The sequence below is a fragment of the Enterococcus sp. AZ101 genome, assembly GCF_050499005.1.
GTDB classification, from domain to species: domain Bacteria; phylum Bacillota; class Bacilli; order Lactobacillales; family Enterococcaceae; genus Enterococcus_L; species Enterococcus_L ureilyticus.
The window spans coordinates 585784-600923 of sequence record NZ_JBMHEZ010000001.1; the positions used below are offsets into that span (position 1 = coordinate 585784).

The window sequence follows — 15140 nt, forward strand, 5'->3', positions numbered from 1 at the left end:
AAGCAAAACGGCGGTTTCGTTATGCTTTATCCTTTTTTAATTATAGTCAACGTTTAAAACAGAGTAGCTACGTTGATCGTATCGATTTCTACTACAGGAAAATTCAATCGGTCGTCCGTCTTTTGAGTATACGACTTGTTGCACCTCAAGAACAGGATCATCTATTTTACAGTTTAAGTATGTTTGATCATATTGATCAGACTTATCCGCTTGGATGTTTCGATAGGCACCAGCAAAATCAAGCGATAGTTGGTCTTTGATATAAGTGTAAATAGACTTTTTTAAAATATCTGTCGTTAAACCAGGGATCAAATCACAAGGCATATAAGTATGTTCTAAAATAAAAGGTTCGTTTTCGAGAATTCTGAGACGAATGATTTTATAAACCGGCTGTTCTGCTGAAATGGCTAGACGATCTTGGACTTGTTGAGAAGGAAATTCTACTTCAAATAAAATAACCTGACTCTTCAATTCTTTATGGCGGTCATGCATTTGTTTACTAAGACCATCATATTCATTGACTGGAGATGTGTCTTTATCCCAAAAAGAGCGATTAAGCACCTTTGTTCCAGCACCGCGTTGCGAGTAGAGCAGACCTTCCATCACTAAAATACCGATGGCTTTTTTGATAGTCATTCGGCTAACGTTGAATTCTTTCACTAAGTCTGTTTGGTTAGGTAAAAGTGTATCTGTTTGGTAGATGTTATTTTTTATTCGATCACGCAAAGTATCTGCGATTTCTTCGTATTTTGGTTTCATAAAAGTAAGACCTCCTCCCTTGTATTGTACCTGATTGCGAATGTATAGACAATTAAAGAAAAAAGAAAGTGCAATTAAATCGCACTTTCTTTTTCTTTGTCCAATAAACGTAGGAATGGATACCAAATGAGAGCAACAAGAACCAGATCAACAAGCTGTAAAATCCCGCCTAAAATCGAATTGGTTGCTAACATCCCACTGAAGAAGATCGGTACTGTCCATGGAACAGACACGCCGGTTGGCGCTGGAATGATGCCGGCTGCCATGACTAGATAATTCAGAACAGTTACAATAAGAGGCGCTAAGACCCATGGAATTAAAATGGTTGCATTTAAAACAATCGGTAAACCGAAGATGACTGGTTCATTTACGTTGAAAATTCCTGGAGCTAAGCTTAAACGACCTATGTCGCGGTATTGTTTTTTCTTCATGATAAAAGCCATAATCAAAATAACAGCGAGTGTCATCCCCGAACCTCCAAGCCCCACTGTGAATGTCTCCATAAATGGTTTTGTGATGATGTGAGGCAATTTGTCCCCAGCTTTATAAGCATCTAAATTTTCCAACATTAAGGTATTCCAAATGGGGTCCATTACAGAATTGACAATAATTTGTCCATGCAGCCCGAAGAACCACAAAAATTGAACAAAGAATAAAGCAATGAGCGTAGCAGGTAAACTACTACCTAAACCAACTAATGGTTTTTGAATAATTTCATAAATAACGTCATGAAGATTTGTATTAAAGAGACCGGTGACGATAGCATTTAAGAAAAGGAAGACAGATAAGGTCAAAATGGCAGGAATCAATGCAGCAAAAGATTTAGCGACCGCTGGTGGAACACCGTCAGGCATTTTGATTTGCCAGCCTTTTTTAGTGATGCGACAATAAAATTCGCCAGCAAGAAAAGCGGCGATCATTCCGATAAACATTCCTTTCGCACCTAAACGATCTAAAGACAAGACACCAGAAACTTCTGTCCCGTCTTCAAGTGTCATCATAAAAGGAGTCAATAACAGAAAACTTGCGAATGAAACAGCTCCGCCAAAAATTCCTTCAACATCATAAGATTTAGATAAATAATAGCCAATACCAAACGTGACAAAGACAGCCATAATACTCATTGTTGCGTTTTGTCCATTGCCAAAGAGTGAAGAGAGGGTTCCTTTTGTGGCATCACTGAAAAAAGGTAAATTATTGATGACCACGATGATCGAGCCAAACATTGTTAATGGAAATGACAGCATAAAAGCATCTCGAAGCACAGAAAGATATCTGTTTTGCCCAAGCTTATTTGCTAGGGGCATAATTTTTTCTCCAAGAGAGTCCATAAAACCATTCATAATAATCAGTCCTTTGATTTTTTTGTAATCGATTACAAAAATAAATATACCACCTTATTATATAAATGTCTATACTTTTATTTTTTAAGAATATCTTTTTTTGCTTTGAAACCTAAAAAAACAGAGTAAAACAACTAATGTTTTACTCTGTTTATGAATTGAGAGATTAAAATAATGATACTTATTTTAAATACTTGCGCCGCCGCCTCCAGAAGAACCGCCACCGCCAGAGAATCCGCCGCCACCGCCGAATCCGCCACCGCCACTAGAAGAGCCGCCGCCAAAACCGCTGCCGCCGTAACCACCGCCGCCCCAATACCAAGGACCACCGCCACCGCGGCCACCACGACCTCCTTTACCAAAGGCAAAGAATAAAATTGGAATCAGGATAATGAAAATCGCGAAAATATCCATGAAATCAGTATCATCTTCTGATGCCACTTCTTCCAATTCGCTATCGGACAAGGCATTTTTATCTGCTGGATATTCATAATGTTTGTCAATCAAGGTAGTCACTGCGTTGAATGTATATTGCAGCCCTTTATTGATCGAAGCATCATTACTTGACTTCAAATCGTCTTTGGCTTGTTGTAAAATATTTCCAGCAATGCTGTCTGTGATGACATCCTCTAAGCCATAGCCGACTTCGATTCGAACATTTCGATCCCCACCGTTGACAGCATAGAGAATCAAAACACCGTTATCTTCCTTAGGATTACCAATTTTCCATTTTTTCAACAAATCGGGGGCGTAGCTGTCGATGCTGTCCCCATCCGTTGAGTTGATCACAGCTAAAACAACTTGAGGCGCTTCTGATTTTTGTTTATAAAGTTCGCCTTTATTATCAACTAACTTTTTTGTCGTCTCATCAAGAATTCCCGGCTGATCTAAATAGAAACGATCAGGTGAAGCGGGTAATTGTTCCGCGAATACTGGTGTTTGGAAACTGATGAAAAAGGCGACAAGGAAGAATAGTACACTAGGTAATAACCCTCGTCTAAAATTTTTCATTCGTCATCACTTCCCGCTACTTGAAGTGGTTGAATTATCAAAATTTACAGAAGGAACTGAGCTAGCAGTTGGGTCAGCTTTGAAGTAATCTTTCTTACCTAAGCCCATCATATTAGCAAAAATATTTTTAGGGAATGAAACAACTTGTTCATTATATTCTTTCACAACGTCATTGTACCGTTTACGCTCAACTGAAATACGATTTTCCGTTCCTTCTAATTGAGTCATTAAGGTTTGAACATTATCATTTGATTTTAGTTCAGGATAATTTTCATTGATGACATTGATCAAAGTACCTACTGATTGGTCTAGTTCTTGACTAGCTTTGATTTTGTCAGAGTCATTATTGGCAGAACCGTATGCTTCACGAGCTTTTGCAATATCTCCAAAAACTTGTTGCTCTTGTTGCATACTACCTTTTACACTATTGACCAAGTTAGGCACTAAATCAGCTCTACGCTGCATCACATTTTCTACTTGGCTCCATTGGGATTCAACCGATTGTTCTTTCTTTGCTAATCCATTGTATTGACTGATGCCAAAGATGCCGATTAAAACGATGACGATCAATGCAATCAATCCAAATTTTGTTTTACCATTTTTCATAGTTATTTCCTCCTCATAAAGTTTAACTAGTTTATGAAACTAGATGGTAATGATATTGTAATACTTTTGAAATGTTCAAACATCCATCTTAAGACCTATTTTTTATAAATAGATTCGCTTGTACCTTCTAATTATAATATTTTTTTTCATATAAGCCAAGGAACCACTGTTAAAAAGTATATTTATAGCAAAACATATGATTTGGCATTGTTCATTATTTGTATTAGTGTAAAAGAGTAAGCTACTTGTTACTTTTATGTTGAGAACAAATTTAGAGGAGGAATCAAGATGACAGACAAGATTGAAAATCCGTTGACAAGATTCTATGACGGGAAATTTGAAAAACAAGCGCAAGAAGCACCCGCATTACAACAAAAGATGAACCCTATACCTGATTGTGGTGAGTCTTCTTATCAAGGATCGGGAAAATTGACTGGACGTAAAGCACTAATCACAGGTGGCGATTCCGGAATCGGGCGAGCTGCAGCGATTGCATATGCTAGAGAGGGAGCAGATGTGGCAATCAACTATTTACCTTTTGAAGAAGCGGATGCTAAGGAAGTCAAAACACTGATTGAAGCTCAAGGGCGTAAAGCCGTATTAGTACCAGGTGATTTAAAAGAGGAAACATTTACGCGAAAACTCATTCATGAGGCTGCTGAAAAACTTGGTGGTTTAGATATTTTAGTATTAAATGCTGGCATGCAGCAATCAGTATCAAAAATCAAAGATTTATCAACACAACAAATTATGGATACCTATACGACCAATATCATCTCGATGTATTGGGCCGTTCAAGAAGCGTTAGATTATTTGCCAAAAGGCGGTAGTATCATCACAACGACTTCAATTCAAAGTGCTGAGCCAAGTTCAAACTTATTAGATTACGCCGCAACAAAAGGCGCAATCACTTCATTTAGTAAAGGCCTGGCTGCGCAATTAGCTGCTTCAGGAATCCGTGTGAACACAGTTGCCCCAGGGCCAATCTGGACGGCCTTACAAATTTGTGGTGGACAGCCTGCTGAAAAAATACCTGAATTTGGTCAGCAAGAATTGATCGGTAGAGCAGGTCAACCAGCTGAATTAGCTGCTGTCTATGTATTTTTAGCATCTAATGAGGCAAGTTATGTTACCGGACAAGTCTATTCAATTACAGGAGGCAGCTTCTTTGCTTAACTAATCTTATGATTTAAGGAGATGAAGAATGATGCCATGGGATTTAAAGGATTATCCCAGTTCGTTCAAAAATTTTGCACCGTTACTAAAAAAGAAAACCATTGAAATCGCTAATGCGCTAGTCAGTGAAGGCTACCCAGAAGACAGAGCGATCCCAATTGCTATTTCCCAAGCTAAGAAGTGGTTAGATGAGGCAACGGCTACAGAAAAAGCTGCTCTAAAAAAAGAAGCTAATCCAAAAAAGACAGATCAACATAGCGATAAAAAAATGAATGCGGACTTGTTAGACAACGATGTTTTAGTTTATTACAGGGAAAATCAGTGGTATGTTCAGACTAAAAATGCGAAGAAAGCAACTGCCTCGTTCGATACAAAAGAGAATGCTTTAAAAAGAGCAAAAGAAATCGCTGAAAATAAACATTCAAAAGTTGTAGCATACAAAAAAATAGAGAAGCCTACCATTTGAACATGCATAGAAATAGTTAAAAAATAACAAAATAGTTATGAAGTCAGTAGTTCATTGACTTTCATAGCTATTTTGTTATTTTTTAATTGAGTCCAATTATTTTGAAAAGTCAAATACAGATTAGACCCAACATTTCTTTGATTTGTAGCGTTTACATTATATAGTGAGTACAGGAGGAACAAGATGATTGATTATCGAATGAGTTATCTTATCAATAGGGTACAAAGAGTGGGTTACACCATTCAAGAAATCAGTGAGATCACAGGATTGTATACAGAAGCAGTAATCGATCAATTAGGGAAACTCAATGAGCAGCTGCAGCGATTTTCCTACGCACAAATTTGTTGGGAAGAAGATAAAATTTATTTTACTAAACAAGTATCGGATAAGTGGTTGGAACTTCATTTTGGGGTACAGGAAACAGAAATCTTCTATTCAGAACACGAAAGACAAGCATTGCTTTATCTTTTGACGTTTATTGCTGAAGAGGACCTGTCTGTTTATCATTATCAAGAATTTTTTCGAGTGAGTAAAAATACGATTTTGGCAGATATCAAAAAGTTGCGCTTCTGTTTAGCTAAGCAACAAATCACGTTGGAATATTCACGCAAAACTGGTTTTTATTTACTCGGTCGCGAAGCACAGATTCGGATTCAGGCACATCAAATGATCTCTAAATTAGTAGCATCGATTCCAGGGAAATGGGGCCTAAAAAAGGGTTTGATGAAATATTCCAAAATTTTTGAAGCAGATGTTCGTTCTTATCTATTTGAAACCATCAAAGCGAGTGAACTGGTCATTGTGCCAAGCCGAATCGAAGAAACGATTTACTTTATGGCTTATGTTTTAAGACGTACTAAAAGACATTCATTTCGATTGGATGGTCATGCAGAAGCGATATTGAAAGAGCTAAATGCTTTTTCTGCAAGTCAGCGATTTTTAGCTCAATTTCCAGAAATGGTCACTATTGAAAATGAACAAGGCTATTTCGCGCTGATTCTTATGACAATCACACAAGGAGAAATTCGCGATACAGCACTGGAATTTTTATTGGAATGTGCGAGTCAGATCATTCATGAGATGGAGCGATTGGCAGCAGTTGAGTTTAAAGCTTATCGAAAATTATTACTTGATCTTTTTTATCATTTGGTACCAGCTTTTTTTAGAATCAAGTACCATTTTGCACTGGCAAATGTGCTGACCGAGGAAATCAAAGAACAATATGGGGAATTGTTCACCTTGACAAAAACAGCCTTACATCCTTTGGAAGTGTTGATCGGTAAAAAAATTCCCGATGAAGAAGTTGGCTATTTTACGATTTTATTCGGTGGTGAAATCGGCAATCAGCGAGAATTAAATCGAGTGATCCGCTATAAGGCGTTGGTACTGTGTCCAAGCGGCATCAGTTCGTCTTTGATCATGCAGTCAGAATTGAAGGAACTTTTCCCAACGATTGATTTTAGTTTAACCACAACCGTTGATCAACTTGAAAGTATTTCTGGATCTGATTATGACGTGATTTTTTCCAGTGTTCCGTTAGACACCTCCAAGAAAAATTATCTGGTCAATCCCATCATGTCACAATTGGAAAAGAATAATTTGATTCGTTCTGTGCAAGAAGACCTATTGATTCCGGGAATCGTTGTTCCATCCATAGACGAAATTATTGAAACGTTATTACCGTATATCGAATTAAAAAGAGGCGTTACTAAAGAAAAAATGTACCGGATCTTAAATCGAAAAATGATTAAGAAATTAAAAGTGAAAGAAGATGAGAAGCCAATGCTATCAGAGTTGCTAACGACAGAGATGATTCAGTTGACGGATAAAAAATTAACGTGGGAAGAAGCGATCGCTTATGCAGCCCAACCTTTGAAAAATAAAGGCAAAATCACAGAAGACTATATTGAAGCAATGATCCAAAAGGTCAAAGATTACGGTGCCTTTATTCATATCGGTAAAGGAATCGCCTTACCTCATGCAAGACCCGAGGATGGGGTTAAACAATTAGGGATGTCCCTTCTAAAAGTAGAGGAGCCAGTATTGCTCTTAGATGATCCAAAGCACGATATTACGATTTTTATCTGTTTAGCAGCTGTAGATAATGAGATGCATTTAAAAGCGTTGGCAAGTTTGACTAAAATTTTATCTAATAAAGAAAATTTGGAAAAATTATTAACTGCAAAAGACCAGGCAACAATTATTCAGTTATTAAAGGAAGGAGAATCATTATGAAAATGGCAGCCGTTTGTGGATCTGGATTAGGATCTAGTTTTATGGTGGAAATGAATATCAATAGTGTATTGAATGAATTAGAGGTAACAGGGGTTGAGGTAGCGCATTATGATATGGGGAGCGCCACATCTGATTTGGCAGATGTCTTTTTTGTTGGTGGGGATTTAGCAGATAGTGCGCAGCATTTAGGGAATGTGGTTGTGTTAGATAGCATCATCGATATGGATGAGTTGAGAGAAAAAGTGAAAGCTGTCTGTGTTAAAGAAGGATTGCTCTAAAGTCTAAAGAAGGTAGGAGAAAAATATGAATAGTATCTTAAATATATTGATCGATATTGCAAGTACGCCAGCAATTTTAGTAGCATTGATCGCTGTTCTTGGCTTAGGGTTACAGAAAAAGCCGATTTCAGATGTTGTTCGTGGCGGAATCAAAACCTTTGTTGGGTTTTTAGTGGTAACAGCTGGAGCAGGTGTGATCGAGGGCTCATTAGCGCCCTTTGGAGAAATGTTCCAGCATGCGTTTAACATGCAAGGTGTAGTGCCAAATAATGAAGCGATCGTTGCGTTGGCGTTGACCAAGTATGGCACGTATACAGCACTTATTATGTTAGCAGGAATGGCGTTCAATATATTGATTGCGCGCATAACCAAATTTAAATATATCTATTTAACAGGTCATGCCACTCTTTATATGGCCTGTATGATTGCCGTCATTATGAGTGTGACAAAATTGAGCGCGGTACCGTTAGTTTTAGTTGGTGGGTTGGCATTAGGGTTAGCGAATACGATTTTCCCTGCGATTGCTCAGCCGTTTACCAAACAGATCACTAAAAATGATTCAGTGGCTTTGGGCCATACAGGAAATTTTGGCTATGCGCTTAGTGGATTCATCGGAAAATATGTAGGAAATAAAGAAAAATCAACCGAAGATATCAATTTTCCAAAAGGCTTGTCATTCTTGCGTGATTCAACGGTTAGTATCACGCTGACGATGGGGATTGTGTATACGATCGTAGCCTTATTTGCAGGAAATGAGTTTATTGCTGAAAATCTTAGTAATGGAACGAATTACATTATTTATGCCTTGCAGCAAGCAGGGATGTTTGCTGCTGGCGTGTTTGTGATCTTGGCAGGGGTTCGATTGATTTTAGCTGAAATCGTACCCGCGTTTAAAGGGATTTCTGAAAAATTAGTGCCAAATTCGATTCCAGCATTGGATTGCCCAATCGTTTTTCCTTATGCACCAAATGCTGTTTTGATTGGTTTTTTAACTAGTTTTGTTGGTGGGATCGTGAGCTTGTTTATTATGATCGCAACTGGTACGACTGTAATTATTCCAGGTGTGGTACCACATTTCTTCTGTGGTGCGACGGCTGGCGTTTTCGGAAATGCTACAGGTGGTGTTCGAGGAGCGGTTGTGGGTTCGTTTATTCATGGGGTGATCATTAGTTTTATGCCGATTTTATTAATGCCTGTTATGGGTGATTTAGGTTTCCAAGGCTCTACTTTTTCTGATACAGATTATGGTGTGACAGGGATCTTCCTTGGAAAATTAGCTGATATGGGCGGTCAAATCGCAGTCATTGCTGGAGTGTTGGCGGTCTTGGCGTTGTTGATCGGGTTAACGGTTTTCGGCAAGAAAAAGAGAAGTGAAACGAAGGAGGTAGCATAATGGATACACAAAAGTTTGCGGATCAAATTCGTTATTATACAATGCGGGAGCTGGATAATTTAGGTTTTGGTCATTTTGGTGGTAGCTTGTCTATCGTTGAAACGTTGGCTGTTTTATATGAAAAGGTCTTGAATGTTTCACCAGAAAGAAAAGATGATCCAGACCGTGATTATTTGGTCTTATCAAAAGGACATGCGGGACCTGCGCTGTATGCTACATTGTTTTTAAAAGGCTATTTTGATGAAGCGTTCCTTTTTAGTCTAAATCAAAATGGCACTAATTTACCCTCTCATCCAGATCGAATCAAAACGCCAGGTGTCGATATGACGACAGGATCTCTTGGGCAAGGAATATCAGCTGCGACAGGAATTGCGAAAGGCAATCAATTGTTGAGCAAAGAGAATTATACTTTTGCGATTGTGGGTGACGGAGAATTAAATGAAGGACAATGCTGGGAAGCCTTTCAATTTGCGGCACATCAGAAGTTGGATCATTTGATTGTATTGATCGATGATAATAAGAAACAATTAGACGGTTATACAACTGATATTTGTGATCCGTTTGATTTTGTCGAAAAAATGCGGGCCTTTGGTTTTAGCAGTTGGCGTGTAGATGGTAGCGATGTTGATGCGATTGAAGCAGCAATCGTTCAAGCGAAACAGCTAAAGGGAAAACCAACAGCGATCGTTTTAGAGACAGTAAAAGGGCAAGGTATTCCTTATTTTGAAACATTAGTAGACAATCATCATGTTCGACCAGATGAAGCTGGTCAAAAAGCAATTAAAGAAGCCATCGCCAAGTTGGCTAAAAAAATCGAGGTGAATCAGGGATGAAAGACTTAGAGATGAGGCAAGTCTATACAAAAACAATTCTAGCATTAGCAGAAAAAGATCAGAGAGTTGTCGCTTTAGAGGCAGATTTAGCGAGTTCAATGGGAACCAGTAAATTGAAAGAGCAACTAGGTAAACGATACATTAATGTGGGGATCATGGAGGCAGAAGAAATGGGGGCAGCCGCTGGTTTGGCTGTAACGGGGTTTATTCCATTTATCCATACGTTTGCGCCATTTGCAACGAGACGTTCCTTTGATCAAGTTTTCCTGTCACTCGGTTATGCTCAAAATCATGCTGTCATCGTGGGAACAGATCCTGGTGTAACGGCTGAGATGAATGGTGGAACCCATATGCCATTTGAAGATCTTGCATTGATGCGGGTCATTCCAAACAATCATATTTATGAAGTATCAGATCCGTATCAGTTTAAAGCGATGTTAGAATATGCACATACGGCTGAAGGATTGTTTTACATTCGAACGATTCGTAAACAAGCAAAACCACTTTATAATGGAAAGGAAGATTTTTCTAAAGGTTACTACAAGTTGAAAGAGGGAACACAAGGGACGATTTTTGCTAGTGGCATTATGGTAGAAGAAGCCCTTCAAGCAGCCGACGATTTAGAGAAACAAGGAATTTCAGTTCAAGTGATTGACTTATTTAGAATCAAACCAATGAATGAAGATATCGTGATCGAAGCAGCCAAACTAGGACCGATCGTAACGGCAGAGAATCACAATGTGATCGGTGGATTAGGGAGTGCGGTAGCTGAGATCGTTGCTGAAAATCATCCGGTAAAAATGAAACGAATCGGGATAAAGGAACAGTTTGGTCAAGTGGGTAAGATAGCGTTTTTAAAAGAAATTTATAGATTGAAAGCTATCGATATTTCAAAAGCAATGATGAATTTGTTGGATTAGTTTTTTGAAGGAATGAAGAAAATTAAGAAGTAATACTAAAAAGTCGTGCAAATTTTACATGGCTTTTTAGTATTACTAGTGGATTTAGAGATTCGCTATTTTAATTTGAATAGTGCTTCAACAGTTACACCAAATACACTTGCTATTTCCAGAGCTAGCTCTAAGGATGGATTATATCTGTTGTTTTCTAAATGAAGGATAGTTTCCCGTCGAACACCAACCTTTTCCGCAAGTTCTTTTTGAGTGAGACCTTTTTCTTCTCTGTATTGTTTTAAAGTAGTTTCTATTTTGCCCATGAGTTATTTACCTGATATTTCTAAGGATCTAAAGGTTGAACCATGAAGTATTAGAACTACAGCGAGTATAAATGAAATTATAGAAGTTGAAAGTTTAATGTCTATTGGGATAAACTGTGTGATTACTCCTCCTATAAGTAAAACTATTAAAATGAAGAAAAAAGTTATGTTACTAGATTTATAAAAATTATTTAATGCACGTTCATCCAGTTTTTCCGTATTAGTAAGAATAGTTACGACCATTATTATTAACAAGACAAGAATCATTAAACCTATTGCTAGATATTTTGTGATTTCTGGAGTTGTTGGTGGCGTAATAAATAGAATTCCTATGCTGTAAAAAATCATTCCGCTCAAAAGTTCAATTGTATAGATTTTTCCAGTTAGATTCATTTTAGTTTTCATAAGTAGTACATCCTTCCTGGTGATATATTTGTAACTTGGTTATAAATATATCACCACTCGTCTTAATAGTCAATAGAATATTTTTAGTTATAGTTAAACTATCACCTTTCATTTTTATGGTATGATAAGCAAAAAGTTATGTGTAGGAGAAAGATATGAAAAAGAGCCAACCGTCAAAATTCGACTGGTACCATAACCAGTGGGGCAACCCCACACATGATGATCGATTCCTTTTTATCTTGTTAACGGTAGGAACCTTTCAAGCTGGTTTAAGTTGGAAAGCAGCAGCTGGGAAATTAGAGGTTTTTTTAAGAAACTTCCATGATATGGACATCCAAAAAGTTGCAGGGATGATGCCGGATGATGTGGAGAAAATCATGCAAGATCCCGAAATGATCCGCAATCCAAGAAAAATCAATGCTACGATCCAAAATGCGCAAGCGATTTTAGCTGTACAAAAAGAATATGGTAGTTTTGCTGAGTATATGTGGGATTTTGTTGGCGGTGTTCCGCAGTTGAATGTGTATGAAGAAGCATATGAAGTACCAAATGTCACGCCACTATCTAAAAATGTAGCCAAAGATATGAAAAAGCATGGCTTTACTTTTGTAGGTCCTGTTGTGACGTATATGTTTATGAAAGCGAGTGGGATGATGCAAGACGAAGTATTGAATCAGGAGTAAGAATAACAAATTAGTGCCTTGATTTGGGTCGTTTCTAAGATCCAAACTAAGACTAGTAAAATCGTGTATTTACAACTAGAAGCAGATGGAGTAGTCGATGAAGAGGATGAACAAGAGGTGTCTTTTTTACAATTCACTAATCTATTGAACCGGATCAAAGGTGGGAATCTAACAGCGTTTAAAGAACAAGTAGTAAAAAAATCGGACAGGTTATAAAACTCCAAAGAATAATCGATCCGTTTTCATTAGTACCACAATGAGGACAGGAGTGAGCGAAATAATCCAAGGTACCAGAAAATACGTGGTAGATTCGTCCTTTGATGCGTTCTTTTTTTAAAGAATTTTCATTGAAAGTAATGTTTAAGTCTAGAATATCTAAGGTATTTTTGATAAGATTTGTATAGGACATCTTGATTTCCCCTTTTGATTGGTTTTCGTCGACTTAATTCTAAAGGATATCAGGGTGCCTTTTCTATTATTTTTTATTAAAAAAGATGTCGGTGAGTTCTTACCACCATCAGACAGTATAGAGCCAACCTTAGCTGATTATCCTTTTTGTTTCTGCTAATTACGCTATCAAAACTTACAATCATAATTTGAACAATAATAGAGCTGATGCAAAGAAATGTGTGATTCCCAAAAATATTCGTTTTTGATGCAAAATTATTGGTATACATTGTTAACCAAAAATGTAGAAGTGTGATACTATTATATTAATAAAAGAAAGGTAGGTAATTTAGCATGACAGATTACGAAAAAAAAGAAGATAAAGTTCTTGAAAAGATTGCGGAAGCTGTAGAGAAGCTTGATACTGATCTTGAAAAAATTGACACATTAGATGAAGATGTGGATAAAAAACATGAAATGAAAAAATGGTTTGCAGAGAAGAAAGCAATTCACGAAATCAAAAAGATTCTTCATGAAGCAAAGAAATATGAAAAATATGATGATAAAGAATTGGAAAAAGTTGAAAAGTACTTTGATTCTTTCGAATGATTAAAAGAGTTGCTTGCAAATCATTGCAGTAACTCTCAGAATGTAGACACTATGAATAAGATCATAGTGTCTTTTTAGTAGTTCCAAGAACTTTTGTTTTTTTGATATAGCTAAATATACTTACTTGGTATAAGTGTCTTACCTACTTTTATTAAGTTCATAACTAATATAAGTTGAAATTTATATTGATTGCTAGTTTTGCATAAATCTCATTTTTTTCTAATTAATTTCTTCTAAAACTATTGAATATATAATATTAAGTGGTAAAATTAATTATATTAATGAAAAAAAGGAGTTATTTTATGAAAAAGAAATTAAGTTTATTAGGGGTTACCTTATTATGTAGCTCAGCGCTAGCTACAACTGTTACGTTACCGTCTAAAGTATTTGCAGAAGGAGCATCCACATCAGATTCGACATCAACTAATGATTTAGTCGCACAATTACAAGCTGTTATTGATGGAGCTAAACCTTATGTAGACTATACCAAGTATGAAAAAGGACCTGTAGATACGTTAAGTATGTATATAGGATTTGCTGAAAGTGACATCACTAATGGATATATTTCAGAGACTACTCTACCAGGACATATTGATGCCATCAATAGTGCATTAGAACTTGTAAAATCTTCTCCCTTAGACGTAAGTGAACCATCAAGTACAGAATCTACAAACTCTAGCACTTCTGAATCTGAATCATCAAGTACAGAATCTACAAGCGCCAGCACTTCTGAATCTGAATCATCAAGTACAGAATCTACAAGTTCTAGCACTTCTGAATCTGAATCATCAAGTACAGAATCTATAAGTTCTAGCACTTCTGGATCTGAATCATCAAGTACAGATTCTACAAGCTCTAGCACTTCTGAAGAACTTAAACCAACTATCAATGTTTCAGATAAAACAATGTATGTCGGTGATAAATTAACAGAAGAAGATATTTTGAACTGGGCGACATTTGAAAATGTGGATGGTTTAAAAATTGGTTTTGAAGTTATTGGTGACCCAATTCAAGTATATAAAGTGGGAAATACTTTAGCTGAACCGGGTGTTCACCAAATTAGATATTATGTAGAGTCCACCACACGTGCTAGTCAAAAACGTTATTTAGCAGAAGAAACTATTACACTAACGATTAATAATAGAGGCATTACAGATACTACTTCTTCAACTACAACTAGTAGCTCTAGTTCAACGGGAATTACAAATACGACTAGTTCACCTGGAGCATATACCAAACCAACAGGTAAAACAACACCAATTAGTTCAGCTTCTGCAATTGCTGGATTGCCACAAACAGGAGAAACGAACTCACCATTGCTAACAGTAATTGGTTCTATGGCATTACTAGCAGGTGGAGCTTATGTATTAACTCTTAAACGCAAAAAAAGTAACTAATATCGTCATTTAACACAGTTGTAAACATAATCGTGATTAACTAAAGTAGCCCACATATCTCTTGGTATGTGGGCTACTTTGATTAATATGATTTCTGAAAATTAAAAAATGTTCAATTTTAATGGTATTTTGACACATTGCCTTTTTTCGGTAAAAATAGCAACATGCATTATGTACCAAAATATCTGAAGGTAAACGAAATAGTATTTTTTTAATTGAGCTTATTAATTTTAGGTGTAGTTATGTGGGGTCTATTCACTCTTATAAGAGCATCTAGAAAATGTATAGTGAAGTGGTTGGAGCTGTTTCAATAGTGATAATAATTCTTTGTGTACTATTGCGT

17 protein-coding genes and 1 pseudogene are annotated in these 15140 nt (G+C 36.8%); 11 read left to right on the forward strand and 7 right to left on the reverse strand.

All coding sequences use genetic code 11. The features are described from left to right. Nucleotides 1-36 precede the first annotated feature (36 nt). The 4 genes from IGJ50_RS02645 to IGJ50_RS02660 form a co-directional block, all read right to left on the reverse strand. Nucleotides 37-759: a GntR family transcriptional regulator gene (locus tag IGJ50_RS02645; protein WP_069640201.1), complete on the reverse strand. Its 723-nt coding sequence runs from the start codon at nucleotides 757-759 to the stop codon at nucleotides 37-39. 74 nt (nucleotides 760-833) lie between these two features. Then, nucleotides 834-2102, reverse strand: coding sequence for a PTS cellobiose transporter subunit IIC (gene celB / locus IGJ50_RS02650; RefSeq protein WP_429948787.1), 1269 nt, complete (start codon nucleotides 2100-2102; stop codon nucleotides 834-836). 186 nt (nucleotides 2103-2288) lie between these two features. Then, a complete protein-coding gene (locus IGJ50_RS02655; RefSeq protein ID WP_069640203.1) occupies nucleotides 2289-3113 on the reverse strand; it encodes a TPM domain-containing protein in 825 nt (274 codons plus the stop codon). Between the two features lie 6 nt (nucleotides 3114-3119). Then, nucleotides 3120-3719: a LemA family protein gene (locus IGJ50_RS02660; RefSeq protein WP_207120853.1), complete on the reverse strand. Its 600-nt coding sequence runs from the start codon at nucleotides 3717-3719 to the stop codon at nucleotides 3120-3122. 288 nt (nucleotides 3720-4007) lie between these two features. On the opposite strand from IGJ50_RS02660, the gene IGJ50_RS02665 reads away from it, so the two are divergent. From IGJ50_RS02665 to IGJ50_RS02695, 7 genes are all read left to right on the forward strand, one after another. Beyond that, nucleotides 4008-4895: an SDR family oxidoreductase gene (locus IGJ50_RS02665; RefSeq protein WP_429948789.1), complete on the forward strand. Its 888-nt coding sequence runs from the start codon at nucleotides 4008-4010 to the stop codon at nucleotides 4893-4895. Between the two features lie 31 nt (nucleotides 4896-4926). Then, nucleotides 4927-5361, forward strand: a complete 435-nt coding sequence (locus IGJ50_RS02670; RefSeq protein WP_429950016.1) for a DUF2188 domain-containing protein — start codon at nucleotides 4927-4929, stop codon at nucleotides 5359-5361. 183 nt (nucleotides 5362-5544) lie between these two features. Then, on the forward strand, nucleotides 5545-7596 hold the full coding sequence (locus IGJ50_RS02675; protein ID WP_429948791.1) for a BglG family transcription antiterminator: 2052 nt from the start codon (nucleotides 5545-5547) through the stop codon (nucleotides 7594-7596). Next, nucleotides 7593-7874: a PTS sugar transporter subunit IIB gene (locus tag IGJ50_RS02680; protein WP_429948792.1), complete on the forward strand. Its 282-nt coding sequence runs from the start codon at nucleotides 7593-7595 to the stop codon at nucleotides 7872-7874. The genes IGJ50_RS02675 and IGJ50_RS02680 overlap by 4 nt, the downstream gene beginning before the upstream one ends. 25 nt (nucleotides 7875-7899) lie before the next feature. Then, entirely contained in the window at nucleotides 7900-9267 is a 1368-nt protein-coding gene (locus tag IGJ50_RS02685; protein WP_069640208.1) for a PTS ascorbate transporter subunit IIC, read from the forward strand. Next, nucleotides 9267-10100, forward strand: coding sequence for a transketolase (locus IGJ50_RS02690; RefSeq protein WP_429948794.1), 834 nt, complete (start codon nucleotides 9267-9269; stop codon nucleotides 10098-10100). The genes IGJ50_RS02685 and IGJ50_RS02690 overlap by 1 nt, the downstream gene beginning before the upstream one ends. Then, entirely contained in the window at nucleotides 10097-11020 is a 924-nt protein-coding gene (locus tag IGJ50_RS02695) for a transketolase family protein (RefSeq protein WP_069640210.1), read from the forward strand. The genes IGJ50_RS02690 and IGJ50_RS02695 overlap by 4 nt, the downstream gene beginning before the upstream one ends. Before the next feature lie 95 nt (nucleotides 11021-11115). Here IGJ50_RS02695 and IGJ50_RS02700 read toward each other — a convergent pair whose 3' ends face one another. Continuing rightward, entirely contained in the window at nucleotides 11116-11316 is a 201-nt protein-coding gene (locus tag IGJ50_RS02700) for a helix-turn-helix transcriptional regulator (protein ID WP_069640211.1), read from the reverse strand. Between the two features lie 3 nt (nucleotides 11317-11319). Further along, entirely contained in the window at nucleotides 11320-11721 is a 402-nt protein-coding gene (locus IGJ50_RS02705) for a hypothetical protein (RefSeq protein WP_069640212.1), read from the reverse strand. 155 nt (nucleotides 11722-11876) lie between these two features. Between IGJ50_RS02705 and IGJ50_RS02710 the strand changes: the two genes are divergently transcribed. Next, nucleotides 11877-12404 carry a DNA-3-methyladenine glycosylase I gene (locus IGJ50_RS02710; protein WP_069640213.1) on the forward strand — a complete coding sequence of 176 codons (528 nt, stop codon included), beginning with the start codon at nucleotides 11877-11879 and terminating at the stop codon, nucleotides 12402-12404. Between the two features lie 63 nt (nucleotides 12405-12467). Beyond that, entirely contained in the window at nucleotides 12468-12620 is a 153-nt protein-coding gene (locus IGJ50_RS02715) for a hypothetical protein (RefSeq protein ID WP_429950065.1), read from the forward strand. Here the strand turns inward: IGJ50_RS02715 and IGJ50_RS02720 are convergent. Next, a pseudogene (locus tag IGJ50_RS02720) lies at nucleotides 12598-12813 on the reverse strand (ISL3 family transposase); the annotation flags it as partial. The gene IGJ50_RS02715 and the pseudogene IGJ50_RS02720 overlap by 23 nt on opposite strands. Before the next feature lie 332 nt (nucleotides 12814-13145). Between IGJ50_RS02720 and IGJ50_RS02725 the strand changes: the two are divergent. Continuing rightward, nucleotides 13146-13400, forward strand: a complete 255-nt coding sequence (locus tag IGJ50_RS02725) for a hypothetical protein (protein WP_069640214.1) — start codon at nucleotides 13146-13148, stop codon at nucleotides 13398-13400. A 302-nt stretch (nucleotides 13401-13702) separates the two neighbouring features. Further along, nucleotides 13703-14797 carry an LPXTG cell wall anchor domain-containing protein gene (locus IGJ50_RS02730; RefSeq protein ID WP_429948797.1) on the forward strand — a complete coding sequence of 365 codons (1095 nt, stop codon included), beginning with the start codon at nucleotides 13703-13705 and terminating at the stop codon, nucleotides 14795-14797. Nucleotides 14798-15140 lie beyond the last annotated feature (343 nt).

Coding starts and splice junctions, on each gene's coding strand:
- IGJ50_RS02645 (WP_069640201.1), bottom strand. CDS start 759: ATGAAACCAAAATACGAAGAAATCGCAGATACTTTGCGTGATCGAATA.
- celB (WP_429948787.1), bottom strand. CDS start 2,102: ATGAATGGTTTTATGGACTCTCTTGGAGAAAAAATTATGCCCCTAGCA.
- IGJ50_RS02655 (WP_069640203.1), bottom strand. CDS start 3,113: ATGAAAAATTTTAGACGAGGGTTATTACCTAGTGTACTATTCTTCCTT.
- IGJ50_RS02660 (WP_207120853.1), bottom strand. CDS start 3,719: ATGAAAAATGGTAAAACAAAATTTGGATTGATTGCATTGATCGTCATC.
- IGJ50_RS02665 (WP_429948789.1), top strand. CDS start 4,008: ATGACAGACAAGATTGAAAATCCGTTGACAAGATTCTATGACGGGAAA.
- IGJ50_RS02670 (WP_429950016.1), top strand. CDS start 4,927: ATGCCATGGGATTTAAAGGATTATCCCAGTTCGTTCAAAAATTTTGCA.
- IGJ50_RS02675 (WP_429948791.1), top strand. CDS start 5,545: ATGATTGATTATCGAATGAGTTATCTTATCAATAGGGTACAAAGAGTG.
- IGJ50_RS02680 (WP_429948792.1), top strand. CDS start 7,593: ATGAAAATGGCAGCCGTTTGTGGATCTGGATTAGGATCTAGTTTTATG.
- IGJ50_RS02685 (WP_069640208.1), top strand. CDS start 7,900: ATGAATAGTATCTTAAATATATTGATCGATATTGCAAGTACGCCAGCA.
- IGJ50_RS02690 (WP_429948794.1), top strand. CDS start 9,267: ATGGATACACAAAAGTTTGCGGATCAAATTCGTTATTATACAATGCGG.
- IGJ50_RS02695 (WP_069640210.1), top strand. CDS start 10,097: ATGAAAGACTTAGAGATGAGGCAAGTCTATACAAAAACAATTCTAGCA.
- IGJ50_RS02700 (WP_069640211.1), bottom strand. CDS start 11,316: ATGGGCAAAATAGAAACTACTTTAAAACAATACAGAGAAGAAAAAGGT.
- IGJ50_RS02705 (WP_069640212.1), bottom strand. CDS start 11,721: ATGAAAACTAAAATGAATCTAACTGGAAAAATCTATACAATTGAACTT.
- IGJ50_RS02710 (WP_069640213.1), top strand. CDS start 11,877: ATGAAAAAGAGCCAACCGTCAAAATTCGACTGGTACCATAACCAGTGG.
- IGJ50_RS02725 (WP_069640214.1), top strand. CDS start 13,146: ATGACAGATTACGAAAAAAAAGAAGATAAAGTTCTTGAAAAGATTGCG.
- IGJ50_RS02730 (WP_429948797.1), top strand. CDS start 13,703: ATGAAAAAGAAATTAAGTTTATTAGGGGTTACCTTATTATGTAGCTCA.